The following is a 23,292-nucleotide window of genomic DNA, read 5'->3' as shown; positions in this document are numbered from 1 at the left end:
TCCTACTGCGGAAGCGGTTTACGCCAACATACGTCGGTGACACGGATACGCTGATTGTTGTCACCGTTCCAATCGACGCTCAGTCCCTGAGTTCGGAGTGCGTCGGCTACCTGGCGCCCGACGGTCTGATCGGTGTGCGCGATCATGTGTGCCTTGGCGGTTTCGTCGCCGCCGCATGCAGCGGTGACCAGCGCGGGATCGAGATCGTGGGCCGGACGAAACGCACTGTAGGACAAGTAGAGATCGGACGGCTCGTCGCCGAGACGCTCCGCATCTTGCATGTGGAAGAACGTGTACGCCCACTGAGCAAAGGGATACCCGTTCTCGTCGGGTTCGGACGGCGTGCGTTCGTCGTCGATTTCGGTAGTGCCGCACTGCATGCAGCAGGTGAAGTTCATCCGGGCCACGATGCCGTTGCGTTCGAGTTCGGCGAAGGCTGCGGAGAGGCGCTCGAAGTCTCCGGGAGCCGTCCACTGGGTCTGCTCCTCGAGTCTGTGGTCCCAGACCTCACGCACTACTGCGTCGATCTGACTGCCGAGTTCGTCGTTCTCGAAGCCGCCCTCGACACAGTCTCGGGCGGCTTCGCAGATTTCGTCGAACGTCGCGAAACCTGGGACTACCAGTTCGCGTGCTTGCTCACGTACGGCGACGATGTCGGCCTCACTGAGCACCGGTGCTGACCGTGACTGTGCAGACCGTGACTGTGATGACCGTGACTGTGCTGACCGTGACCAGGGCAATCGCATACCGGCACCGTACTGCACCGATCCGACCGTCAGGCGACGTCGGCTGCTGCTTTCGTTTCCTCCTCGTTTGACGGGGCCGGCTTGTTCGGGATGAGCGCCGTGGCGATCAGGCCCACCACGACAAATCCGGCCGCAAGGTATCCGCCGAGTGTGATGCCGTGAGTCATCGCAGATTGGGCAGCGTCGGCGACGAAGGCAGTGTTCGGTGAACCGGCCAGCGAGTCGATGGCGGCGCCTGCGCTGTCGGTGACTGCCCGCGTCAACTGATCAGCCTGAGCTTGGTCGACACCGGATCCGGTGAGGTCGTTGTTCAGCGTCGAATTGAGAGTGCTGAAGAAGACCGTGGTGAGGACAGCGATGCCCAGTGCGGATCCGAGTTGGCGGAACGCGCTCTGAATGCCGGAGCCTTGACCGGCGCTCTGCTCGGGAATCTCCTCGAGCACGACGTTGGTCACCTGGGCAGTCGCAAAACCGACGCCGATTCCGTAGAAGAACAGCACTGCGGCGATAGTCCACCAGGGGCTGTCTGTCGCAGCGATGAATCCGAGGCCGGCGAGACCGAGCGCTTCGAGAGCCAGGCCGATACGGACCAAGCCCAACGGCGAGACCTTCGATGCCAGCCCGAAGCTCGCACCACTGGCGACAAAGCTGCCGATGGCAATGGGAACCAGCGCGAGCCCTGCCTGGAGGGCGCTGTATCCGAGCGTGAACTGGAGCCAGAGAGGAAGCACCGCAACGATTCCGAACTCGCCGAGTCCGATGATCAGCGTCGCGATGTTGCCGTTGCGGAACGACGAGATGGAGAACAACCGTACGTCCATCAGTGCCCGCGACGGATCGGCGCTGCGGGTGAGCATGGTTTGACGGTAGGCGAACGCACCGAGCGACAGAACGGCGAGAACCAGCGCTACCAGAACCGGCGACGGTCCGCTGGACCATGAAAGACCGAACAGATCGAAGGGTTCCTTCGTGGTCAGCCACCCGTACGTTCGTCCCTCGACGAGGCCGAAGGCCAGCAGGCCGAGCCCGGCGATGGACAGTGCTGCTCCGGTGGCGTCGATGCGCCCAGCGGTGCGGGGTGAGGGCGCGATGAACAGCACTGCGCCGATCAGAATGAGCGCAGCAAGCGGAATGTTGATCCCGAATGCCCAACGCCATGAGGCATGTTCGGCAAGCCAGCCGCCGAGCAATGGGCCGAGGGCGGATGCAGCGCCGATGGTGGAGCCCCAGACCGCGAAGGCCTGGCCGCGCGCCTTTCCGGTGAACATCGCGTTCAGAAGCGACAGTGACGTGGGCAGGATCATGGCCGCGCCGGCGCCCTGCAGGAAGCGCGCCAGGATGAGCAGACCGCCGTTCGGCGCCAGTCCGGCCAGCAGGCTCGTTGCGCCGAACACGACGACACCGGCGATGAAGATACGACGGGCGCCGACCAGGTCGGCAACTCTGCCGACCAGAAGCAGGAGTGCCGCGAACACGATTGCGTAGGACTCTTGGATCCATTGAGCCTGAACGGAATTGATCCCGAGATCTTCGATGATCGAGGGAACTATGACGTTGACGATCGTGGTGTCGACGACGATCAGTGCCACGCCGAGTGCAATGGCGATCAGGCCCAACCACTTGCGGGTGGTGGGTGAGATGTTCACGAATAAACCTCCATTGTGAAGTAACTTTATCATGAAGGTATATTTGAGGCGGTAAGTTGTCAACGTGCGCGCTGGGTTCGACCGGCCGCCGTCTGGCACAGGAAAGGTGGGATCACCGAGGTGGAGGCACCGCGCGACATCTCCGTAGAGCGGGAGCGGCTGATGGACGAATTCCGCGCGTACGGTGGCACGTTCACCGAATTCAGCCATCGATTCGCGTCGTGGCTCGGCCTGCATTCCACCGACGCGACTGCCTTGATGGAAATCACCGCTGCCGAGGAGAAGGGGACGCCGCTCTCACCCGCCCGCCTCGGAGAGCGGATCTCGCTGACGTCGGGTGCAACCACCGCGTTGCTCAACCGCCTGGAGAAGGCGGGACATATCGTCCGGACCCGAGAGAATGCCGACCGGCGAGTGGTCACGCTGCACAGCAGTGCGCATGTGCAGGACCTGGCGGACGAGTTCTTCGGGCCCCTTGCCGTGCGACTCGACGCCATGATGGCGAAGTACCCGCCCGAACTGCTCAGTCGATTCGAGGAATTTCTCGTCGACCTTCACTCGACGATGAACGAACACCTCGAGCAGGACAACCGCTGAACAAAGAACGCCGCTCGACTCCGGAGAGTCGGGCGGCGTTCTTTGTGCCGGTGACGGCTACTTGCCGAGCTTGGCCTGCAGGTCGTCGAGAACCAGGCCGGCACCTGTCGGGCCGAGGCCCAGGAACCAGGTCTCGTCGCTCACCTCGGTGGCGCGTCCTTCCTTGACTGCGTCCATGCTGGCCCACAGCGGTCCGGCAACAACCGTGGTCTGGCCCGTGTCGGCGGGATTTCCGTAGCTGGAGTAGAAGATTCGGTCACCCTCCGCCTCGGTGATCGTTTCGGGGCTGACCTCGACGGCCAGTTCGTCGATGTCCTGGATCGCCGGGCGGGGCAGGCCGACGTCCTTCAAGATGACGCCGATGAACGACAGATTGCCGTACAGGCGCAGCTTCCCGGACATGAAACGAACCAGTGAAACGGTCGGGGAGCCGTCGATCGACTCACGTACCTTGTCGGCGTGCTCTTGGTAGTCGTTGAGAACCTGCTCAGCCTTGGTCTCCTCGCCGAGTGCGTCACCGGCAAGGAGGAAGTTCTCCTTCCACGGAAAGCCGGGGCGGATGCTGAAGACCGTCGGAGCGATTGCCGCGAGTTGCGGGTAAAGCTTGTCCTGGCGCAGCTTGCTGCCGAGGATCAGATCGGGCTGCAGTGCGGTGATCGCCTCGAGGTTGAGGTTGTTGGTCGTGCCGACGTCGGGGACACCGACCAACTTGTCCGCCAGGTACGACGGCTGACCGGCGGCGCTTTCCGGGCTGGCGATGCCGACCGGGGTGATCCCGAGCGAGAGAACCTCGTCGAGTTCACCGCTGTCGAGGACGACGACGCGGGTCGGCTTGGCCTCGAGGGTGGTCTCGCCCAGGGCATGGGTGATGGTGCGAGGGAACTCGCCTGGCGCGGCATCGCTGCCGAGCTTCGCGGTTTCCGTGTCGGCGGTGCTGAACAGCTTGCCGCCGGTCGCGACATCGGTGTTGCCGTTCGCGTTGCCGCCGGCGTCGGACGAGCCGCAGGCCGTAGCGGCAAAAACAGTCGCCAAGGCAACCATGGCGACCCGGACCGACGTGCGGCTCCGGAGAGTGGTGCGTGAGTGCATTAGGCTACCCTACCTTTCGGCTATCGGGCTTGGTCAGGGAGGTATCCGCACCGTTGACGCCAGGTGAGCGGCGCGTCAGGTCTCGCTCAGCGGGACCGCTACGCAATTCGGACTACAGGGTGCGACCAACGTGTTAGCTTCGCGAAAGACCTGTACTGGTAAGCGAAGACGCGTGTAGTGAGGATTTCGATGACCCTGAACATTGCCGATCTGTTCGAGGCCGTTGCCGATGCGATCCCCGATCGAGTTCCCTTGATTCTGGAAGACGTGCGATTGAGCTACGCCGAACTCGAACTGCGATCGAACCGACTCGCTCATCATCTGCAGTCGGTGGGCGTCGAGCCTGGGCAGCACGTCGGTATTCACATGCGTAACTGCGTCGAGTACGTCGAAGCGCTCCTGGCTTGCTTGAAGATCAGAGCGGTACCGATCAACGTCAACTTCCGCTATACCGATGCAGAACTCCTGTACATCTACACCAACTCTCAAATGGTGGCACTGCTGGTCGAAGAGGAATTCGCGCCGACGGCATTGGCCGTGGTTCCGCAGTGTCCGGAGATCACCCACGTGTTGATCGTCGGCGAAGACTACGAGAACGCCCTTGCCGCGCAGACTGATACCCGCGACTTCGGCCCTCGCAGCAACGACGACCATTTCATCATCTACACCGGCGGCACAACCGGAATGCCCAAGGGTGTGGTGTGGCGGCACGAGGACTTCTTCTTTGCCGCCCTGTCCGGAGCGAACCTCAGCGGGCCGCCGCGTCGTAGCCTCGAAGAGGTTGTGGATGCAGCTGTAGCGAACACCAATCCAACTGTGCTGCTACTCATCCCGCCGCTCATGCATGGAGCCGCAATCTATTCACTGCTCACGGCATTCCTCATGGGAGCGCCCCGAGTGCTGACCCGCAGCTTCGATCCGATGGAAGTGTTGCGACTGGTCGAGGCCGAGAAGATCACCGGAATCACCGTCGTCGGCGACGCAATTGCTCGGCCGATCGCCGACGCCATCACCGCAAGCGAAGGGCGCTACGACCTTTCGACTCTCCAACTGATCGGGTCGGGTGGCGCGTTGTTCTCCCCGAACCTGAAAGCAGAACTGACAACCCGACTACCGGGGTTGGTGATCAAGGATGCATTCGGTGCTTCGGAATCCGGCAACGACGGCGTCGTCGAATTCGGTGAGGACGGTTCCAAGCGAATTCGATCCAACCCCAACATGATTCTTGTGGACGACGAATTCCGTCGCATCGAACCAGGCTCGGACACAGTCGGTTTCATCGCCCGGGCCGGCCATGTTCCTGTTGCCTACTTCGGCGACCCGGCCAAGACTGCTGCAACTTTTCCCGTCGTCGACGGGGTTCGTCTGGCGGTACTCGGGGACATGGGCACGATGGAAGCCGACGGAACCATCGTGCTGCTCGGGCGCGGTTCGATGTGCATCAACTCCGGCGGCGAGAAGGTCTACCCCGAAGAAGTGGAGCAGGCACTCAAAACTCACCCGGCAGTTTTCGACGCTTTGGTGGCGGGTGCGCCCGACACTCGATTCGGTGAGAAGGTCGCCGCGGTGGTGCAGGTTCGACCGGGATTCGAAGATGTTGCGACGGAATCATTGTCGGAGCATTGCCGCACCCACGTCGCCGGGTACAAGATCCCCCGCTCGATCGTGCTCGTACCAAGCATCCTCCGCTCGCCCAGCGGTAAGGCCGACTACCGTTGGGCTCGCGAAACCGTAGCGGGAGTGTGAGCAGGTAGTGGTTCCGAAGCCTGTATTGGTACTAGTGGGGAGTACGCGTGACTGGGAATGATGCAGGTTCTGGGCATGTTTTTGTCGTCCGAGGACGTCTCGAATCAGTGGACTGGGATGCGGCTGTCGTATCGACGAGCGGCAGCTTCGTGCCGCGTGAGCATTGGTGGCCGGTGCTCGGCCTAACGAGTCCAGTGGAAAGTGCACCGGCCGGGGGCAACCGGGTGCGCTCTTTCCCGAAGGAGGGGCGGCCGGCGTGGCTGTTGAACGTCGCTTCTCGGATATCAGTGTCCTGGCTGGTGGACGGCGTGTACGAGGTCCTCGACGCGATTGCATCTGCCGATATTCAGCCTGGAGGCCGTCGAGTCAAACCACTCATCGCTTTGCCGACCTTCGGAGTCGGTCTAGGTGGGCAGGGGATGGTTCGTGGCCACGTCATCAAGGCGTTGATCGAGGCTGCGGTGGAATGTGCCGACAAATACGACTTCGACATCGCATTCGTAGTTGCCAATGCTGCCGATTACGCCGCGTATCAATCGATTCGGCGGGGACATTTATCGAGCGCTGGTATCCCTCCACAGGTCCAGCAATTGGCAGATAGGCTGCAAGCTGGTGAAGCCTCCTTGTTGTTGGGTGCGGGAGTCAGCATCCCCGCCGGATTGCCGTCGTGGGACAGTCTTCTCGAGGCAATACGGCAGAAGGAACTTCCGGGTGTGAGCAGCGCGGAATTCGCTGAGCTCAATGTCCTCGACCGTGCACAACTTCTGTCGAAGGAGTTGCAAACGGAGGACGACGGATCGAACGAACTCGGCGAACGTGTTGTTCAGCTGACTGGCTCCGATATCAAACCAACGCTGTCGCATTGTCTTCTGGCGTCTCTGCGAGTCACGAAAGTTGTTACGACCAACTATGATTCGTTGTACGAACGCGCATTTGAATCAGCGCACGGCGAAAACTCGGTCGCTGTATTGCCGAGAGAAGAAGCTCGCGCGGGGGTTCCATGGGTACTGAAACTGCACGGAGATGTGGCTGACTCGGCCAGCATCGTCTTGAGTCGCCGGGATTTCGTCAGATACGACGCAGAACGACGTCCGTTGGGCTCGATCGTTCAGTCTCTCATGGCAACCGGACATCTCATCGTTGTCGGAGCATCTATGACAGATGACAATGTGCTTCGTCTTGCGCATGAAGTATTGGCGCTCGATGCACGGAACAAGCGCCCACGAATTTTGGGTACCGTCATCACGCTGCAGCGAGACGAGATTCGAACTGCTCTGTGGAAGAACGACTTCGATTACGTTGCTGTTTCAGATTCTTTCGATCAGCGTGTGGCTGCACGCGACCTGGAGATATTCCTGGACAAGCTCGCGACCTTGACCAGTGTCGACGCTCCATATTTGTTGGATACAAGATACAAGGGGTTGCTCGAAGGGGGAGAAATCGATTTGGCAGAAAATTTGCGGGCGGCCGCCGACGCCATCAGATCTTTGCCGCACGAGCACCGAGAGCGATGGAGCAGCCTGGAAGCAGTTTTCGACGAACTAGGTGCTACTCCGTGGTCGCCATCTACAGAGGGAGATCAGAGGGTTTCCCGATCGCGGTCTCAACGACGTTGAATTCGGCTGTCACAGCTGCGCTCAATTCGGCTGTCACAGCCAGGGCTCGATCGGCTTCTTCACCCACATGATCTTCTCGTCCGGATGCTCACGCCGAGCTTCGGGACGGTCTGGGTTGGCTGCTGCCCACACGGCTTTCTCGTCGAGCAGTCCGGCCGCGATCGTCCAGGTCTCCCGCGTGCTCGGCGGATTGGCGCCCGCCGCCCGCGCAAGCTTGCGCAGCCGATCGTCGGGCATGTCGAGCAACTCTGCACTACTGATATCGCGATCCCAGGCGAACTTGGCAAGACCGACAGCTTTCTCACGTCGGCTACGGCTCGCCATGTCGTTGTGCGCGAAGTCTGGTTCGGATGCCACGGCTTCACCTTATCGTCAACGAAATCGAGGCCCTCCCGCGTAAGCGGAAGGGCCTCGATTTCTGTTCTTCACTGTCGGGGTGGCGGGATTTGAACCCACGACCTCTTCGTCCCGAACGAAGCGCGCTACCAAGCTGCGCCACACCCCGTGTCGAACCTCGGTTAGCTTACATTACCGAGTCGACTGACATTAAATCCGCAGGTCAGTTGCGTAGAACCGACGCTGGAGACTCTGCGGAACTGTGTGCGGAGACATGCTCCGGTTCGCGCCTGGTCGCCGGAACCAAAGTCAGCAGAGTTGCCTCGGGGCGGCAGCAGAAGCGTGCCGGAGCCCACGGCGAAGTGCCGATGCCTGCTGAGACGTGCAGCTGGGTGTGTGCGCCCCACTTCGACGGTCCCTTGACCCGGGATCGGTCGATCTGGCAGTTGGTGACCAGCGCGCCGTAGAACGGAAGGCACAGCTGACCACCGTGCGTGTGGCCGGCGAGCACCAGGTCGTAGCCGTCGTCGGCGAACCGGTCGAGAACTCGAGGTTCGGGTGAGTGCGTCAGGCCGAGCTTGAGCTGGGCGACGGGATTGGGTGTTCCGGCGACGGTGTCGTAGCGATCGCGCTTCAGGTGCGGATCATCGACGCCGGCGGCTGCGATGCGAATACCGGCCACTTCGAGTTCGCGGCGCACGTGGGTCATGTCCAGCCATCCACGTTCGGTGAACGCGGCCCGCAGATCGCCCCAGGGGAGGGGATCGCCGGTGATGCGCTTGTCCTTGTTGAAGATGTAGCTCAGTGGATTCTTCGGTTTCGGAGCGAAGTAGTCGTTGCTGCCGAAGACGAACAGACCCGGCCGAGCCAACAGATCGCCGAGCGCCTGGACCACTGCCGGGACGCTGCGCTGATGCGACAAGTTGTCTCCGGTGTTGACCACGAGGTCGGGGTCGAGGCCTTCGAGCTCACGCAACCAATTCTGTTTCAACCGTTGGTTCGGCATCATGTGCAGGTCGCTGAGATGGAGGACCCGCAGCGACGACGAACCGGGCGCCAGGACTGGCATCGTCACCTCACGCAGTGCAAATGCATTGCGTTCGATGCCGGATGCGTACCCGATCCCTAGTGCAGCGGCGCCCGCGGCACCAAGTGCGGTGCGGGTCAGATTGGTGCGGAACTGGGAAGACACCTCTCAAGGATACGGGTGTGGCGTTCTTCTGCGTCGCTCTCGCCGCCTTTTACAGCTATTCCACAGAGAATTGTGTCCGGGCGGAGGTAACTATCGGCACGCTCGAAACGCCGAGCGCGTAGCGTTTCCACCATGTCCGACACGACACCATCGCTCAAAGCCACCCTCCGAACCGACATGGTTGCATCCATGAAGGCGAAGGATCCGCTACGTACAGCCACCCTTCGGATGCTCATGGCAGCCATCCAGACCGAAGAGGTTGCCGGTAAGGAAGCACGGGTCCTCACCGACGAAGAAATCATCAAAGTCCTTGCAAAGGAATCGAAGAAGCGCGGCGAATCGGCCGAGATCTACACCGAGAACGGCCGCGGTGAACTTGCCGCGAAAGAGCGCGCCGAAGCTCAGATCATCGACGAGTACCTGCCGACGCCGTTGACCGACGCCGAACTCGTCGACGTCGTCGACACCGCCCTCGCTCAGGTGTCCGAGGAGCTCGGTGAGCGTCCGGGTATGCGTCAGATGGGCCAGGTCATCAAGGCCGCCAGCGCGCTGGCCAAGGGCAAGGCCGATGGCGCACGTATCTCTGCAGCAGTGAAGTCCCGCCTGTAGAAGCGCGCCACCGAAAACCGAAAACGGCCGCGAACTCCGAGTCACTCGGAGATCGCGGCCGTTCTTGTTTTCAGGGCCGTCAGTTTTCAGGGCCGTCAGTTCGGTGGGGTCCCCGCAGGCGGTGCGGGTTCGCCTCCCGGCGGAGTCGCATCCGGGGGAGTCGCGCCCGGTGCCGGAGCTGCTGGAGCTGCCGGGGATGCGGGTGCTGCCGGAGCCCTTACGGACCCGTCACTGATGTAGATCGTGACGGTCGAACCCGGGATCGCGGACCCGGACGGCGAAACTCCGGTGACCGTTCCCGCCCGTGCTCCGGATGCCGTGGTCACGGAATTGACCGTGAAGCCGGACGCCTGCAACCTCGACGTCGCCGCCGACTGGCTCAGGCCGACAACCTCGGGAACCTGGCCGTTCTGTGATCCCCGTGCGTACTTCTCGTCGATCGGGGGCAGCGAAGTGGGCCCGAAGTTGTTGGCGACCGGGTTCATTGCCGCGAACCAGGATCTCGCCGGTTCGGTACCGCCGTACAGGTTGCCGCTGTAGCAGGGGCGTAGCGGGCTCGAGCAGATCTCGCCGGGCGTCGGGGAGTCGCCGAAGATGTAGACGGCCGCAGCGAGGTTGTTGGTGAAGCCGAGGAACGCCGAGGACTTGTGGGTCTCGGTGGTACCCGTCTTGCCCGACATCGGCAGGCTCCATCCGGCACTGCTTGCAGCACCGGCAGACGTACCGGCGCCGACGTCGTCACGGCTCATGGCGTTGGCGAGTGTGTCTGCCAAGCCGGGCTCGACGACCTGCTCACAGCCCTGCTCGGTGACGGCCACCGGCTTGCCGTAGCGGTCGAATACCGAATCGATGGGACTCGGCGGGCACCACTTGCCGTGCGAGGCGAGAGTGGCCGCGACGTTGGAGAGTTCGAGCGGGTTGATCCAGGTGGGGCCGAGGGTGAACGAACCGAGGTTTTGTTCCTTCTGGAAGTCGGCCATGCTGCGCTCGTCGAAGCCCGAGGTGTTGGGATCGGCGTACGAGCGCATGCCGAGGCGGACAGCCATGTCGACCGTCGGCGTGACGCCGGTCGCCTCGATGAGCTTGACGAAAGCGGTGTTTGGGGACTGTGCCAGGGCGTCGGTCACGGACAGTGTCGGCGGATAGTTGCCGGCGTTCTCCACGCAGTACGTCGAGACCGGGCAGCCTGCCGCACCACCGCTACCCATGCCCTTGGCTTCGAAGCGCTTGGGCACGTCGAGGGTCGCGTTGATGCCGAGGCCCTTCTCCATCGCCGCAGCGGTCGTGAAGATCTTGAAGACGGAACCCGCACCGTCACCGGCAAGGGAGTACGGCTGCGCCTGGACGGTTTCGTCGGCGTCGGCATTGAGTCCGTACGTGCGACTGCTGGCCATCGCGATGACCTTGTGTGAATCCTGGCCCGGCCTGATCACGTTCATCACGTTCGCGATGCCGTCGAGGTTGGCGCTCGCGTTCGCGTTCAGTCCGGCCTTGGTGGACGCCTGGACCTGCGGATCGAGAGTGGTCTTGATGAGGTAACCACCCTCGTTGATCTGGTCGCGGGTGATTCCGGCATCCGAGAGGTACTTCAGTGCGTAATCACAGAAGAATCCGCGATCGCCTGCAGCGATGCAGCCGCGCGGCAAGTTGTTGGGGGTTTCGAGGACGCCGAGGGGCTCTTCCTTGGCTGCACGGAACTCGTCGGCACGATCCGGAATGTTCGTGATCATGGTGTCGAGCACGGTGTTACGACGCTCGGTCACGCCCTCGACGTTCGTGTACGGGTTCAGCGCGGAGCTGGACTGAACCATGCCGGCCAGCATCGCGGACTGCGGAACGGTCAGATCTGCGGCGTCGACGCCGAAGTAGGTCTGAGCCGCGTCCTGAATGCCGAAGGATCCGTTGCCGAAAGGTACGAGGTTGAGGTACCGGGTGAGGATCTCGTCTTTCGTGAGTTCCTTGTCCAGCGTCAGCGCCATCCGGATCTCGCGGATCTTTCGGGCCGGGGTGGTCTCGATGGCAGCGCGGCGCTCGGCATCCGTCTTGGCCACGACCAACAGTTGGTAGTTCTTCACATACTGCTGATCGAGTGTCGACGCGCCCTGCTGCACTTCACCGGTCGTCGTGTTGGTGAGGAAGGCGCGCAGCGTTCCCTGCCAGTCGACGCCCTTGTGGTCGGGGAACCGGCGGTCCTCGATGGAGACGATCGCCAACTTCATGTTGTTGGAGATCTTCTCGCTCGGGACTTCGAAGCGTCGTTGGTCGTACAGCCAGGCAATGGGATTGCCTGCCGCATCGACCATGGTGGACACCGCGGGGACCGTGCCTTCGACCAGTTCGGCCGAGACGTTGTCGACGGTATCGGCAGCGCGATTGGACGCGAATCCGAATCCGCCGGCCACCGGGAACATCACCCCTGCGACCAGGACACCCGCCAATGCGGAGCTTCCGGCGAGCTTCGCCACTGTTTTTGCAATCGACACGATCTACAGAGTACGTGTGCCCACCCATTGGAACCGGTTTCAGTGTTTTGCGGGTGTTCAAAACCTCCTGAACACGCGCTTTGTACTGCCGTACCAAAAAATGCTCCCGACCGTCTTGCGTTAGGGGCGTTCTTTACCTAAATTGTGATCAGTGTGATCGACGTAACACTCGATCACGAATGTGTCTCAGCTTTCACGTGCTACCGCGAGACGGCTGAGATGGTGCGCTGCTCGCCTCATGGCGACGGTCAGACTTTGTAGAGGGGACCCAGAATGTACACAGCCACCCCGAGTAGCCGTTTGGACATCGAGCAGGCCGAGGCACGAATTGCCTGGGTAACTCAGGCGCGATGCCGCGAGGTCGATCCCGACCAACTTTTTGTTCGTGGCGCCGCACAGCGCAAGGCAGCCACCATCTGCCGTCACTGCCCGGTCCTCATGCAGTGCGGAGCAGATGCTCTCGACAACCGTGTCGAGTTCGGTGTGTGGGGCGGAATGACCGAACGTCAGCGCCGTGCACTGCTCAAGCAGCACCCCGACGTCGACTCCTGGTCCGAGTTCTTCGAAGACCAGCGCCAGCATCACTCAGCAGTCTGATCCAGGTCGATCGGGGGATCAGCCCTTACGAGTGAGCTGATCTCCCACCGCGCGCAGCGCCTCGAGGTCCGAGACCTCGAACGGTAGCGACGGAACACCGATCAGCGGCACCCTCGGGTGAGCTGCGGTGAATCGACTCAGCAAGGCGATTTCTCGCTTCGCGATCACTGCCCGATGGGCATGGATGCGGAGAACGGCTGCGGTGAGGGCCTCGGCCTCGGTCGCATTTTCCTTCGCTTCCAGTTTGTCGGCGGCGGTCACCGCATGATCGGCAGGCAGAGCCGTCAACGTCGGGTGAGTGCGGTTGAGAACCAGACCGGCCAACGGCATCGAGTCACCCGCAAGGCGATCGACGAAGAACGCCGCCTCACGGAGAGCGTCTGGCTCGGCCGCTGCGATCACCAGGAAATGAGTCCCCGGCTGACGCAGCAACTCGTAGGTCTTCGTGGCGCGTTCACGGAAACCGCCGAACATCGAGTCGAGCGACTGCACGAATGCCGATGCATCCGAAAGCATTTGGCTTCCCACGATGGTCGAGACACCCTTCAGGGCCAATCCCATCGCGCCGGCCACGAGCCTGGTCAGGCCACGGCCGGGTGCCGAGAGCAGCCGGATCATCCGTCCGTCGAGGAATGTTCCGAGCCTCTGTGGAGCGTCGAGGAAGTCGAGCGCATTGCGCGACGGCGGGGTATCGACGATCACCAGATCCCACGCGTCGTTCGACGCCAGCTGCCCCAACTTCTCCATCGCCATGTACTCCTGCGTTCCGGAGAACGATGTGGCAACGGTTTGGTAAAAGGGATTCGCCAGGATCTGCTCGGCCTTCTCAGGGCTCGAATGCTCGATGACCATCTCGTCGAAAGTCCGACGCATGTTCAGCATCATCGCGTGGAGTTCGCCCGTGGCCTCGGGACCCAGCTTCACCGGCTGCGGAGTGTTGTCGAGTTCGGCCACACCCAAGGCCTGTGCGAGGCGACGGGCCGGATCGATGGTGAGGACGACTACGCGTCGGCCCTCTTCGGCTGCCCGCAACGCCAGCGACGCAGCCGTCGTGGTCTTGCCGACGCCACCTGCGCCGCAACACACCACGATTCGGGCCGTCGGGTCCTTGATGATCGCCGAAATATCGAGGGCAGGAGCTGCGCGTCGGCCGGTCCTGGAACTGCCGACCGTCACGTTCTCGGTGGTCTCGGTCATCACACGCCCTGTTCCGTGAGGTATTCGGCCAGCTCGTAGAGCCCACCGAGATCGACGCCGTCGGCGAGTGCGGGAAGTTGCACCCGCGCGCCGTCGATCTCGCGGAGCTTCTCCGCACTGGATTCTTGAGCTTCGAGCACCGACGCGTGCTCGATCGTCTCGGTGAGCAGGCCGGCGAAGTCGTCGTCGGACAGATCGATGCCGACATCGGAGAGCGTCGACCGGATCGAAGCTGCATCGATGTTGCCGGCTGCAGCACCGGAGAGTTGGTCTTCGGGCAAGAACCTCGGGCTGGCGCGGTTGACGATGATGGCACCGAGGTTGAGGTCGTCACGCGCCAGTTCTGCGGCGGCGTCGGCGGTTTCCTGAACGGGCAGCGCTTCGAGAAGCGCAACAAGATGTACGACGGTCTCCGGCGAGTGCAACAGCCGAACGACGCCTTCACTCTGCGAATGCACCGGGCCGCCCTTGGCGAGGTCGGCCATCGCCTTGGTGACGTCGAGGAAGCTGCCGATCCGCCCGGTCGGGGGAGCATCGACGACAACGGCGTCGTACACGCGTTTGCCGGTTCGATCGGTGCGGATGACGCACTCCTTGATCTTGCCGGTGAGCAGAACGTCGCGAAGGCCTGGAGCGATTGTGGTGGCGAATTCGATGGCGCCGAACTTACGCATCGCCCGGCCGGCGAAGCCGAGGTTGTAGAACATTTCGAGGTATTCGAGGAACGCGGTCTCGATGTCGACGGCCAGAGCCATCACTTCACCGCCACCTTCGGCGGCCGCGACCTTGGTCTCCTGCGGTGGAAGCGGTGGTACGTCGAAGAGCTGCGCGATTCCCTGGCGGCCCTCGACCTCCACGAGGAGAACGCGCTTGCCGCCTTCGGCCAACGCGAGCGCCAACGCGGCGGCAACCGTGGACTTACCGGTTCCGCCTTTACCTGACACAAAGTGCAGGCGGGCCTTCGTCGCAGACTCGGGCCAGGTCCTGCTCAGCTCATCTTGGGATGCAACCACACCGCGAGCCTATAAGTCTGGGGCCGAAGATGTACGCGGGATAGGCTCACCGCATGAGCGAAATAACTTCCTGGGAATACACCGTGACTCCGTTGCTGGTCCACAATCCGAAGGCAATTCTCGACAACTGGGGTGTCGACGGCTGGGAACTCGTCGCCGTCCTGCCGAGCGCGTCGGGCGAGCAGCACGTCGCGTACATGAAGCGTCCGAAGGGCTGAATCACATGGCAGAGGCAACACAGACCTGGTCGGAGCGTCTCGCCGAACTGGGCATTGCACTTCCCGCCGTCGCGGCACCCGTCGCTGCGTACGTTCCCGCGGTTCGCAGCGGCAACCACGTGTACACGTCGGGTCAGCTCCCGTTCGTCGACGGAAAACTGGCGCTGACCGGCAAGCTCGGCGCGGGCGTGTCGGATGAGGACGCCAAGGCCGCGGCTCGCACCTGCGCGCTCAACGCTCTTGCTGCCATCGACGCCCTGGTCGGCATCGACAACGTCGTTCGCGTCGTCAAGGTTGTCGGCTTCGTGGCATCCGCCGAAGGATTCACCGGCCAGCCCGGCGTGATCAACGGCGCATCCGAGTTCCTCGGCGAGGTGCTCGGCGACGCCGGTATCCACGCCCGTTCGGCAGTCGGCGTGGCAGAACTTCCCCTCGGCTCACCCGTCGAGGTGGAACTGATCGTCGAAGTTCGCTGATGTCGACGGTCCATCCCGCCTACGCGCAGCTACGCCGCGTCACCGACATCGCTTCGGTCTTGCTCGAGAACAACCCGGGCATGATGACGCTGGACGGTACGAACACTTGGATTCTGCATGCTCCGGGCAGCGTCGAGTGTGTTGTCGTCGATCCAGGCGACAACGACGAGGAACACCTGCAACGTGTCGCTGGTATCGGTCCGGTAGCGCTGACCTTGATCACGCACCGGCACTACGACCACACCGGCGGGGTGGACCGTTTCCACGAATTGACTTCGGCTCCAGTGCGTTCCGTCGACCCTACTTTTCTTCGCGGGGGCGCTTCGGCGCTTGTCGACGGTGAAGTGATCGAGGTAGCGGGCCTGAAGTTGCGGATCCTCGCGACGCCGGGTCATACCGCGGATTCGGTGTCGATAGTCATCGAGAACGATGCGAGCGTGCTGACGGGCGACACCATTCTCGGCCGCGGCACGGCAGTTCTCGACGACTCCGACGGCGATCTGGGGGACTACCTCACCTCGCTGCGATCGCTGGCCGCACTCGGCGAAGGACTGACGGTTCTTCCCGGGCACGGTCCGGACCTGCCCGATCTGCAGGCGATTTCGCAGCAGTACCTCGCCCACCGCGAGGAGCGTCTGGATCAGGTGCGGGCCGCTCTGTCGACGTTGGGGGAGTCGGCCTCGGTGCGCGACGTAGTCGAACACGTCTACTCCGACGTCGACCCGAAGCTGTGGCCGGTCGCGGAGAAATCCGTCAACGTGCAGTTGGCGTATCTGCGACGCTGCGACGCTGAGGCGCTCGGCGCCGACACGAAGAGCTGAGTTGTGTGGCCGAACTGCCGCCATCTATGCCGATCGAGGTATAGCTGGCGGCAGTTTTTGCATTTGTTTGATATGGGTCACGGGCCAATAGTTAGTCCATGACCTCACAATGCGACGGATGGATCCGCAATTACGTGGACGGCTCCTATGTCGAACCCGACGAGTCGTCGAGCTTCGATCAGGTCGACCCAGCAACCGGCCGTGTTCTCGCCCGGGTCCACGAGGCCGACAAGGCCCTGGTCGATCGGGCCGTGACCTCTGCCAGACGTGCTCTGGACAACGGTTGGGCCGATACGCCGGTTCGAGAGCGGACGGCTCTGCTGCGACGCGCTGCCGACCGGATCGAGGAGCGATTCGAAGAGTTCGTCGCCGCAGAGATGGCGGACACCGGCAAGCCGATCACGCAGGCACGCGAACTCGACGTCGCGCGCGCCCTGACGAACTTCCGCACCTTCGCCGACATCGTCGCCGCGGCGGGACAGGAATCGTTTGTCACGGATCTCGCGGGCGGCAAGCAGGCGCTGAACTACGCGATCCGCAAGCCGCTCGGCGTCGTCGCCGTGATCGTTCCGTGGAACCTGCCGCTGCTTCTCCTGACCTGGAAGGTTGCGCCCGCGCTCGCGTGCGGAAACTCCGTGGTGGTCAAGCCCTCCGAGGAAACCCCGGCGACTGCGTCGTTGCTGGCCGAGGTGCTCGAAGAGGTCGGCCTGCCTGCCGGCGTCTACAACGTCGTCCATGGATTCGGTGCGAACTCGGCCGGCGAGTTCCTCACCACGCACCCCGGTATCGACGGCGTCACCTTCACCGGATCTTCGGCAACGGGTTCGCATGTCATGAAAACCGTTGCCCCGCGGGTCCGTCCGGTCTCGTTCGAGCTCGGCGGCAAGAACGCCGCGATCGTGTTCGACGACGTCGACATCGACGAGGCTCTGACGGGTCTGACCAAATCGGTGTTCACCAACACCGGCCAGGTCTGCCTGTGCACCGAGCGGGTGTACGTGCACCGCAGCATTTTCGACGACATCGCCGGTGGACTCGTCGAGCGGGCAGCAGGACTGCGTCTGGGCGACCCGACGCTCGATGCAACGACGACCGGACCGCTCATTTCGCAGGCACACCGGAAGAAGGTACTCGACTACTTCGAGATCGCCGAGCAGGAAGGCGCGAAAGTGCTGACCGGCGGCGGTATTCCGGACCTCGGACAGGAACTGTCGGGCGGATCCTGGATCGAACCCACCCTGTGGACAGGCTTGACCAACAAGGATCGCGCCGTGCGTGAGGAGATCTTCGGACCCGTCGCAGCACTCATTCCGTTCGAGACCGAAGCCGAAGCGATCGCCCTCGCAAACGACACCGAGTACGGCCTTGCTGCCTCCGTGTGGACCAACGACCTGCGCCGCGGACACCGCGTCGCGCAGAAGATGAACGTCGGAATCTCCTGGGTCAACACGTGGTTCACCCGCGAACTGCGATCTCCCTTCGGCGGCATGGGCCTGTCCGGCATCGGACGTGAGGGCGGCGAGTCCTCGCTGCACTTCTACACCGAACCGACGAATGTATGTGTGCAACTGTGAACATCGAAACCGCAAAAGTTTTCCAGAAATGAGCGAGGCGTGATGACAGCCCCCGAAGACACCGTATCCGCGCTCGCGCGTCGCCTCGACGACGCTGCGCAGACGCGCACCGACACCCCGAGCCTCGCCGACGAACACACCATCGACATCGACCAGGCCTACCGGATCCAGAACGAACTCCTCGAACGGCGCACCAGCCGTGGTGAATCGATTGTGGGCATCAAGCTCGGCTTCACGAGCAAAGCGAAGATGGCGCAGATGGGTGTCTCCGAAGTGATCGTCGGTCAGTTGACCGACGCGATGTGCGTGAGCAACGGCGGCGAAGTCGACCTGAGGACGTTCATTCATCCCAAGATCGAACCCGAAGTGGCATACCGCTTGTCGAAGGACGTCGATCTCGACGATCCGAACGTCGACATCGAAACCTGCGTCGACGCACTGGCTCCCGCAATGGAGATCATCGACTCGCGGTACCGCGACTTCCGCTTCACCTACACCGACGTCGTCGCTGACAACACCAGCGCTGCCGGGTACGTGATCGGGAGGTGGCTGCCGCTACAGAACGTCGAAGACCGTTCCGTACGTATGGAAGTCGGCGGCGAGACGGTAGTCGGTTCCACGTCGGCCATTCTCGGCGATCCGGTGCGAGCTCTGCACGCACTGCTCGACATCGCTCGTCGACGCCGAATCCCGTTGCGCGCCGGGCAGGTAATTCTGGCCGGTGCCGCCACAGCAGCTGTGCGACTCGACGAGGGCGTCGCACAGTGCACGATCGACGGACTCGGAACCGTCACGGTGAAAGGTGTGAAGCGATGAGTGGGGCGCAGGTCATCGAGAAGCTGGCGAAGCCGCGCGGAAAGTTCCCCCACGTCAAGGTGGTCGGCGATTTCGTCTATGTCTCCGGGACCAGTTCGCGTCGACCCGACAACACGTTTGTCGGCGTCGAGGTCGACGAGATGGGGACCACGGCGCTCGACATTCGGGCGCAGACGCGTGCCGTCATCGAGAACATCGCGGCGATTCTCGCCGAAGTGGGTGGAGAACTGAGTGATCTGGTTCAGGTCACCTCGTACCTGGTATCGATGAACGACTTCGGCGGATACAACGAGGTGTACGCCGAACTGTTCGACGAAAACGGTCCGACGAGAACGACTGTGGCTGTTCACCAGCTGCCCCACCCTCACCTGCTCATCGAAATTTCCGGCGTGGCGTACGTGCCCGCCTCCCGACGCTCGGCGTCCGAAGATACGGAGAATGCATCATGACCACGATTCCTCCCGTCATCGACTTCAAGAAGTGGATCGACGACAACCGCCACCTCCTGCAGCCGCCAGTCAACAATCAGACGATGGCGCTCGGAGACGATTTCATCGTGCAGGTCGTCGGCGGCCCCAACCAGCGGACCGACTACCACCTCGATCCGTACGAGGAGTGGTTCTACCAGCTCGAAGGCGACATCCACGTCAATGTCATGACCGAAGACGGTCCTCAGCGCGTCGACATTCGCGAGGGTGAAACTTGGTTGCTGCCAGGAGACATTCCGCATTCGCCGCAGCGTCCCACCGCGGGCTCGATCGGCCTGGTCATCGAACGCGTCCGCAAGGAAGGCACGCTCGAGAAGTTCCAGTGGTACTGCCTCGAATGTGATCACAAGATTCACGAGGTCGAACTTCAGGTGCGCGACATCGTGGCCGACCTTCCGCCGGTGTTCGTCAAGTTCTACGAGAGCGAAGAAGCCCGCACGTGTGACAAGTGCGGCACGCTCCATCCCGGCAAGGGCTGAGCTATGAGCAACCTGATCGACATCCACACCCACTACGTGCCCAACGGGTGGCCGGATCTGACCGAAGACGCGGGGCCGCAAGCGCCGTGGCTGAAGGTCGAGTCGGAAACCGAAGCAATGATCATGATGGGCACCAAGGAGTTCCGTCGCATCCAGTCCGATGCCTGGGACGCCGAGGTGCGGCTTCGGGACATGGATGCCGACGGCGTGCAGACGCAGGTCGTCTCACCTACTCCGGCGTTCTTCAACTACGGCCGGAGCGGTGAGCAGGCAAGTCGCATTGCACGGATCTTCAACGACCTCGCACTCGAGATCGTGGAGCCGGCGAAGGATCGGTTGATTCCGTTCTGCCAGGTGCCTCTGCAAGACACCGACGCAGCGTGCCGTGAGTTGGAGCGGTGCATCGCGAACGGGCACCGCGGTGTCGAGATCGGCAATCATGTCGGCGATCTGGACCTCGACAGCGAGGGGGTGGTGACGTTCCTGCAGCACTGCGCGTCGCTGGACGTGCCGGTATTCGTGCACCCGTGGGACATGGCCAACTCTCCGCGCCTCGATCGCTGGATGGCGCAGTGGCTCACTGCGATGCCGGCCGAAACGCACCTGTCGATACTCGCACTGATTCTCGGTGGGGTGTTCGACAAGATCGACGATCGTCTCAAGATCGGATTTGCGCACGGTGGTGGATCTTTCGCGTTCTGGTTGGGCCGGATGGAAAACGCCTGGCACGGCCGCAACGACATCATCGGTACGTCGCAGTTCCCGCCTTCGCACTACCTGGGAAGGTTCTACGTGGATTCCGTCGTCTTCGACGAGCGTGCGCTGCGACTGTTGGTGGACACGGTGGGGGTGGACCGTGTGATGGTGGGTAGTGATTACCCGTACCCCTTGGGGGAGCGTCCGGTCGGTGAGGTGGTTCGCAAGAGTGAGTTCTTGGACGATACTGCGCGCCAACTGATTTCGCGGGGGAATGCCGAACGCTTCCTGGGTCTCGTCTGAGGCCCCGGCTATACCTTTTCCGGTATGGCGGACGGTGAATTCGGCATTTGTGAGTCATGTCTCGAGCGAGCACAATTCCAAACACAACGATCGACGACGCTCGTGATACCGACAATCCCGAAGACGGGGTCGGTGACTACAGACTTCATCGTCCGCCTGCCCCATCCAATCGATAGGTTCCGCGATGTCAGACAAGATATCCAACAGCACTACGAGCGACGGAAAGCCGTTGCCGGAGAAAGCGGCCCGTAGCCGCGTTGCCATGGCAACCCTGGCCGGCACAACTCTCGAATGGTACGACTTCTTCCTCTACGGCACAGCTGCCGCGTTGATCTTCAACAAACAATTCTTCCCGAGCCTGAGCCCCACGGCCGGCACGCTGGCTGCCTTCAGCACCTTCGCCGTCGGGTTCATTGCACGGCCGGTGGGTGGACTCGTGTTCGGGCACTTCGGTGACCGGATCGGGCGCAAGGCCACGCTCGTGGTCTCATTGGTGATGATGGGCGTCGGGTCCACACTCATCGGCATCATCCCGAACTACGACTCCATCGGTTTCTGGGCGCCCGTCCTCCTGGTGGCAATGCGCGTCGTTCAGGGCATCGGTCTGGGCGGTGAAGGCGCCGGAGCGACGCTCATGTCGATGGAGCACGCGCCGGCGGGGCAGAAGAATCTCTATGCAGGTTTCCCGCAGATGGGCACACCCGCCGGACTGGTTCTCGCCAACGGCATCTTCCTGACGACCAACGCCGTGATGTCGGACTCGGCATTCGCTTCGTGGGGTTGGCGAATCCCGTTCCTGCTCAGCTTCGTTCTGGTGGCGATCGGTCTGGTGATTCGCCTGCGCGTCACCGAGTCGCCGTCATTCGCCGGGATCATGGAGAAGGGCGAAATAGTCCGCTTCCCGCTGCGTGAGTCGCTCAAGGTCGGCTTCCCCCGTTTGTCTCTCACGCTTGCCGCGTGCTTGGCGAACTCCGCCGTGGCGTACGCCTTCATGGTGTTCACCCTGTCGTACGGAACTCAACATCTGGGCTACGACAAGCAATTCCTGGTGCTCAGCGTGACCGCGGCAGCAGTCCTGTGGTTCCTTTCCATCCCGTTCTGGACAAAGATCGCCGACAAGTACGGGCGTCGGCACATGTTCATCGGCGGATCAGCTGCAATCCTGTTGTGGTGCATCGTGTTCTTCCCGCTCCTCAACACCGAGAACAAAATGGTCGCAGTGATCGCGTTCCTGGGCATGGGCCTGATCGTTCCGGTCACACATTGTGTCCAGGGCAGCATCATCGCCGATACCTTCCCGGCCAAGGTCCGCTATTCCGGCTCGTCTCTGATCCTCCAGAGCGGTGCGATTCTCGGCGGTGGACTGGCACCGATGATCGCCACGGCTCTGCTCGACGCCACCGGATCTTCGGTCGGTGTGACCTGGTATCTCGCCGGGGTGTGCACGATCAGCCTGGTCGGCGCCATCGCACTGTTCAAGATTGTCCCCGATTCGTCGCGGGGCTTGGAGCACGAGGAGATTCGCGTCTCCGAAAACGCCTGAGTCCTGGTCGATCCGACATCGGCCCGTTCCCTCCAGAGGGAACGGGCCGATCGGCGTTTCACGGTCGCATGAGCTCAGTTGCAAAGGACTCCAGCGTCGCGATCAGGGCCTGCGCGGACGGACTCGACGTGCGAGTCGCCGACGAGGTGATGCCGACGCTGTGCCCGATCGGATCGAGTGTGATGGACAGGGTGGTCAAGCGCGCGTCGTCGCGGGGGATGAGGCTCGGTAGTACCGCGATCATGTCGGTCTCGACCAGTAGCTGACGCACGGTGAGGAAAGAGGTTGCCTCGACCCGATTTTCGGGCAACGGCAAGCCGTTCCGGGCGAAGAACTCCTCGAGTTCGCGTCGGAGCACTGTCTCGACCCCGGGAAGGATCCAGGGGAAGCCTCGTAGTTCTTCGAGTTGGACGTCCTCGCGGTGAGCGAGCGGGTGATCTACGCGGGTGACGAGTTCGACGGATTCGGCGTAGAGGTTCCGTCTTGTCGCGGTGTCATCGGTAGGTGAGGTGAGCCGGCCGACGATCAGGTCGATTCGGCCCGCTTCCAGATCGGTGAGCAACTGCTCTGGCGTACCTTCGCGCACGACGACGGTGAGCAACGGGTGGTGAACCTTCAGGCGCGCGATAGCGCCGGGAAGCAGCACGTTGGATCCGGCGAGATGTGTTCCCACGATGACGGTTCCGCGATTGGCGTCGGCAAGTTCGACGACGTGCCGCCCGGCTTCGGTCAGCTGCGCGATCACGGCCCGTGCATGAGTTGTGAAGGCCTCGCCGAAAATGGTCGGGGTGATGCCGCGTGGGCCGCGGTCGAAGAGCGAGACACCGAGAATGGACTCGATGTCGTGCAGACTCCGAGTCGCGACGGGTTGCGTGATGTGAAGTGCGGCAGCGGCGCCGACCACACTGCCCTGACGGCTCAATGCGTCGACGAGCAGGAGATGGCGGAGTTTGAGTCGCCCGTCGAGGAGCTTGGGCATGTCCATGGAGCAATCCTAGACGGGATTTCTCC

At 62.5% G+C, this 23,292-nt stretch carries 23 protein-coding genes and 1 tRNA gene; 14 read left to right on the top strand and 10 right to left on the bottom strand.

Annotation, left to right across the window (positions count from 1 at the left end; genetic code table 11):
• Window positions 1-2: 2 nt before the first annotated feature.
• Complete coding sequence (locus tag ACN50D_RS28260; RefSeq protein ID WP_212633863.1) at window positions 3-671, bottom strand: DUF6891 domain-containing protein; 669 nt, start codon at window positions 669-671, stop codon at window positions 3-5.
• Between the two features lie 104 nt (window positions 672-775).
• Window positions 776-2,392, bottom strand: a complete 1,617-nt coding sequence (locus tag ACN50D_RS28255; RefSeq protein ID WP_042446649.1) for a DHA2 family efflux MFS transporter permease subunit — start codon at window positions 2,390-2,392, stop codon at window positions 776-778.
• Window positions 2,393-2,554: 162 nt separating this feature from the next.
• On the opposite strand from ACN50D_RS28255, the gene ACN50D_RS28250 reads away from it, so the two are divergent.
• On the top strand, window positions 2,555-2,989 hold the full coding sequence (locus ACN50D_RS28250) for a MarR family winged helix-turn-helix transcriptional regulator (RefSeq protein ID WP_202427148.1): 435 nt from the start codon (window positions 2,555-2,557) through the stop codon (window positions 2,987-2,989).
• A 57-nt stretch (window positions 2,990-3,046) separates the two neighbouring features.
• Here ACN50D_RS28250 and ACN50D_RS28245 read toward each other — a convergent pair whose 3' ends face one another.
• Complete coding sequence (locus tag ACN50D_RS28245) at window positions 3,047-4,078, bottom strand: ABC transporter substrate-binding protein (protein ID WP_003943522.1); 1,032 nt, start codon at window positions 4,076-4,078, stop codon at window positions 3,047-3,049.
• Window positions 4,079-4,267: 189 nt separating this feature from the next.
• Here ACN50D_RS28245 and ACN50D_RS28240 point away from each other — a divergent pair, with 189 nt between their 5' ends.
• Entirely contained in the window at window positions 4,268-5,824 is a 1,557-nt protein-coding gene (locus ACN50D_RS28240) for an acyl-CoA synthetase (protein WP_212633864.1), read from the top strand.
• Window positions 5,825-6,270: 446 nt separating this feature from the next.
• Window positions 6,271-7,440 (top strand): SIR2 family protein, encoded by a 1,170-nt coding sequence (locus tag ACN50D_RS28235; RefSeq protein ID WP_161121101.1) that lies wholly within the window; start codon window positions 6,271-6,273, stop codon window positions 7,438-7,440.
• Window positions 7,441-7,473: 33 nt separating this feature from the next.
• Here ACN50D_RS28235 and ACN50D_RS28230 read toward each other — a convergent pair whose 3' ends face one another.
• The 3 genes from ACN50D_RS28230 to ACN50D_RS28220 all read right to left on the bottom strand — a co-directional run bounded on the left by ACN50D_RS28230 (window position 7,474) and on the right by ACN50D_RS28220 (window position 8,968).
• The gene (locus ACN50D_RS28230) at window positions 7,474-7,797 is read right to left on the bottom strand and encodes a hypothetical protein (protein WP_003943496.1); all 324 of its coding nucleotides are present in this window, start codon (window positions 7,795-7,797) and stop codon (window positions 7,474-7,476) included.
• Window positions 7,798-7,871: 74 nt separating this feature from the next.
• Window positions 7,872-7,945: transfer RNA gene (locus tag ACN50D_RS28225), tRNA-Pro, on the bottom strand.
• Between the two features lie 54 nt (window positions 7,946-7,999).
• The gene (locus ACN50D_RS28220; protein WP_003943461.1) at window positions 8,000-8,968 is read right to left on the bottom strand and encodes a metallophosphoesterase; all 969 of its coding nucleotides are present in this window, start codon (window positions 8,966-8,968) and stop codon (window positions 8,000-8,002) included.
• 132 nt (window positions 8,969-9,100) lie between these two features.
• Here ACN50D_RS28220 and ACN50D_RS28215 point away from each other — a divergent pair, with 132 nt between their 5' ends.
• The gene (locus ACN50D_RS28215; RefSeq protein ID WP_003943491.1) at window positions 9,101-9,577 is read left to right on the top strand and encodes a GatB/YqeY domain-containing protein; all 477 of its coding nucleotides are present in this window, start codon (window positions 9,101-9,103) and stop codon (window positions 9,575-9,577) included.
• Between the two features lie 95 nt (window positions 9,578-9,672).
• On the opposite strand, the gene ACN50D_RS28210 is transcribed toward ACN50D_RS28215, so the two are convergent.
• A complete protein-coding gene (locus ACN50D_RS28210; protein ID WP_003943525.1) occupies window positions 9,673-12,042 on the bottom strand; it encodes a penicillin-binding protein in 2,370 nt (789 codons plus the stop codon).
• A gap of 291 nt (window positions 12,043-12,333) precedes the next feature.
• On the opposite strand from ACN50D_RS28210, the gene ACN50D_RS28205 reads away from it, so the two are divergent.
• The gene (locus ACN50D_RS28205) at window positions 12,334-12,657 is read left to right on the top strand and encodes a WhiB family transcriptional regulator (RefSeq protein ID WP_007732375.1); all 324 of its coding nucleotides are present in this window, start codon (window positions 12,334-12,336) and stop codon (window positions 12,655-12,657) included.
• Between the two features lie 18 nt (window positions 12,658-12,675).
• On the opposite strand, the gene ACN50D_RS28200 is transcribed toward ACN50D_RS28205, so the two are convergent.
• Together ACN50D_RS28200 and ACN50D_RS28195 are read right to left on the bottom strand one after the other, a co-directional pair.
• Complete coding sequence (locus ACN50D_RS28200; RefSeq protein ID WP_007732380.1) at window positions 12,676-13,854, bottom strand: ArsA family ATPase; 1,179 nt, start codon at window positions 13,852-13,854, stop codon at window positions 12,676-12,678.
• Window positions 13,854-14,867, bottom strand: a complete 1,014-nt coding sequence (locus ACN50D_RS28195; protein ID WP_037130910.1) for an ArsA family ATPase — start codon at window positions 14,865-14,867, stop codon at window positions 13,854-13,856. Before ACN50D_RS28195 ends, ACN50D_RS28200 begins: the two co-directional genes overlap by 1 nt.
• Window positions 14,868-14,920: 53 nt before the next feature.
• Between ACN50D_RS28195 and ACN50D_RS28190 the strand changes: the two genes are divergently transcribed.
• The 9 genes from ACN50D_RS28190 (at window position 14,921) to ACN50D_RS28150 (ending at window position 22,281) form a co-directional block, all read left to right on the top strand.
• Window positions 14,921-15,085, top strand: coding sequence for a hypothetical protein (locus ACN50D_RS28190; protein WP_003943454.1), 165 nt, complete (start codon window positions 14,921-14,923; stop codon window positions 15,083-15,085).
• Between the two features lie 5 nt (window positions 15,086-15,090).
• The gene (locus tag ACN50D_RS28185; protein ID WP_003943508.1) at window positions 15,091-15,561 is read left to right on the top strand and encodes a RidA family protein; all 471 of its coding nucleotides are present in this window, start codon (window positions 15,091-15,093) and stop codon (window positions 15,559-15,561) included.
• Window positions 15,561-16,382, top strand: a complete 822-nt coding sequence (locus ACN50D_RS28180) for an MBL fold metallo-hydrolase (protein WP_064689104.1) — start codon at window positions 15,561-15,563, stop codon at window positions 16,380-16,382. Before ACN50D_RS28185 ends, ACN50D_RS28180 begins: the two co-directional genes overlap by 1 nt.
• A gap of 98 nt (window positions 16,383-16,480) precedes the next feature.
• Window positions 16,481-17,956 carry a 2-hydroxymuconic semialdehyde dehydrogenase gene (locus tag ACN50D_RS28175; protein WP_042446666.1) on the top strand — a complete coding sequence of 492 codons (1,476 nt, stop codon included), beginning with the start codon at window positions 16,481-16,483 and terminating at the stop codon, window positions 17,954-17,956.
• A gap of 42 nt (window positions 17,957-17,998) precedes the next feature.
• Window positions 17,999-18,772: a 2-keto-4-pentenoate hydratase gene (locus ACN50D_RS28170; protein ID WP_003943526.1), complete on the top strand. Its 774-nt coding sequence runs from the start codon at window positions 17,999-18,001 to the stop codon at window positions 18,770-18,772.
• Entirely contained in the window at window positions 18,769-19,221 is a 453-nt protein-coding gene (locus tag ACN50D_RS28165; protein WP_003943520.1) for a RidA family protein, read from the top strand. The genes ACN50D_RS28170 and ACN50D_RS28165 overlap by 4 nt, the downstream gene beginning before the upstream one ends.
• A complete protein-coding gene (locus tag ACN50D_RS28160; RefSeq protein WP_003943511.1) occupies window positions 19,218-19,739 on the top strand; it encodes a 3-hydroxyanthranilate 3,4-dioxygenase in 522 nt (173 codons plus the stop codon). The genes ACN50D_RS28165 and ACN50D_RS28160 overlap by 4 nt, the downstream gene beginning before the upstream one ends.
• Window positions 19,740-19,742: 3 nt before the next feature.
• Window positions 19,743-20,738 (top strand): amidohydrolase family protein, encoded by a 996-nt coding sequence (locus ACN50D_RS28155; protein ID WP_042922846.1) that lies wholly within the window; start codon window positions 19,743-19,745, stop codon window positions 20,736-20,738.
• Window positions 20,739-20,922: 184 nt separating this feature from the next.
• Entirely contained in the window at window positions 20,923-22,281 is a 1,359-nt protein-coding gene (locus tag ACN50D_RS28150; RefSeq protein WP_058227134.1) for an MFS transporter, read from the top strand.
• Window positions 22,282-22,339: 58 nt separating this feature from the next.
• Here ACN50D_RS28150 and ACN50D_RS28145 read toward each other — a convergent pair whose 3' ends face one another.
• Entirely contained in the window at window positions 22,340-23,266 is a 927-nt protein-coding gene (locus ACN50D_RS28145) for a LysR substrate-binding domain-containing protein (RefSeq protein WP_003943516.1), read from the bottom strand.
• Between the last annotated feature and the right edge of the window lie 26 nt (window positions 23,267-23,292).

The organism is Rhodococcus sp. SB1D (assembly GCF_048573875.1).
Taxonomy (GTDB): domain Bacteria; phylum Actinomycetota; class Actinomycetes; order Mycobacteriales; family Mycobacteriaceae; genus Rhodococcus_F; species Rhodococcus_F qingshengii.
This window is presented reverse-complemented; position numbering and strand designations above follow the sequence as displayed.

Excerpts from the sequence above, each read along its gene's own strand:
- ACN50D_RS28185 (WP_003943508.1), top strand. The coding sequence starts at position 15,091 with ATGGCAGAGGCAACACAGACCTGGTCGGAGCGTCTCGCCGAACTGGGC.
- ACN50D_RS28180 (WP_064689104.1), top strand. The coding sequence starts at position 15,561 with ATGTCGACGGTCCATCCCGCCTACGCGCAGCTACGCCGCGTCACCGAC.
- ACN50D_RS28190 (WP_003943454.1), top strand. The coding sequence starts at position 14,921 with ATGAGCGAAATAACTTCCTGGGAATACACCGTGACTCCGTTGCTGGTC.
- ACN50D_RS28250 (WP_202427148.1), top strand. The coding sequence starts at position 2,555 with ATGGACGAATTCCGCGCGTACGGTGGCACGTTCACCGAATTCAGCCAT.
- ACN50D_RS28165 (WP_003943520.1), top strand. The coding sequence starts at position 18,769 with ATGAGTGGGGCGCAGGTCATCGAGAAGCTGGCGAAGCCGCGCGGAAAG.
- ACN50D_RS28155 (WP_042922846.1), top strand. The coding sequence starts at position 19,743 with ATGAGCAACCTGATCGACATCCACACCCACTACGTGCCCAACGGGTGG.
- ACN50D_RS28205 (WP_007732375.1), top strand. The coding sequence starts at position 12,334 with ATGTACACAGCCACCCCGAGTAGCCGTTTGGACATCGAGCAGGCCGAG.
- ACN50D_RS28245 (WP_003943522.1), bottom strand. The coding sequence starts at position 4,078 with ATGCACTCACGCACCACTCTCCGGAGCCGCACGTCGGTCCGGGTCGCC.
- ACN50D_RS28150 (WP_058227134.1), top strand. The coding sequence starts at position 20,923 with ATGTCAGACAAGATATCCAACAGCACTACGAGCGACGGAAAGCCGTTG.
- ACN50D_RS28160 (WP_003943511.1), top strand. The coding sequence starts at position 19,218 with ATGACCACGATTCCTCCCGTCATCGACTTCAAGAAGTGGATCGACGAC.
- ACN50D_RS28175 (WP_042446666.1), top strand. The coding sequence starts at position 16,481 with ATGACCTCACAATGCGACGGATGGATCCGCAATTACGTGGACGGCTCC.
- ACN50D_RS28240 (WP_212633864.1), top strand. The coding sequence starts at position 4,268 with ATGACCCTGAACATTGCCGATCTGTTCGAGGCCGTTGCCGATGCGATC.
- ACN50D_RS28215 (WP_003943491.1), top strand. The coding sequence starts at position 9,101 with ATGTCCGACACGACACCATCGCTCAAAGCCACCCTCCGAACCGACATG.
- ACN50D_RS28145 (WP_003943516.1), bottom strand. The coding sequence starts at position 23,266 with ATGGACATGCCCAAGCTCCTCGACGGGCGACTCAAACTCCGCCATCTC.
- ACN50D_RS28170 (WP_003943526.1), top strand. The coding sequence starts at position 17,999 with ATGACAGCCCCCGAAGACACCGTATCCGCGCTCGCGCGTCGCCTCGAC.
- ACN50D_RS28200 (WP_007732380.1), bottom strand. The coding sequence starts at position 13,854 with ATGACCGAGACCACCGAGAACGTGACGGTCGGCAGTTCCAGGACCGGC.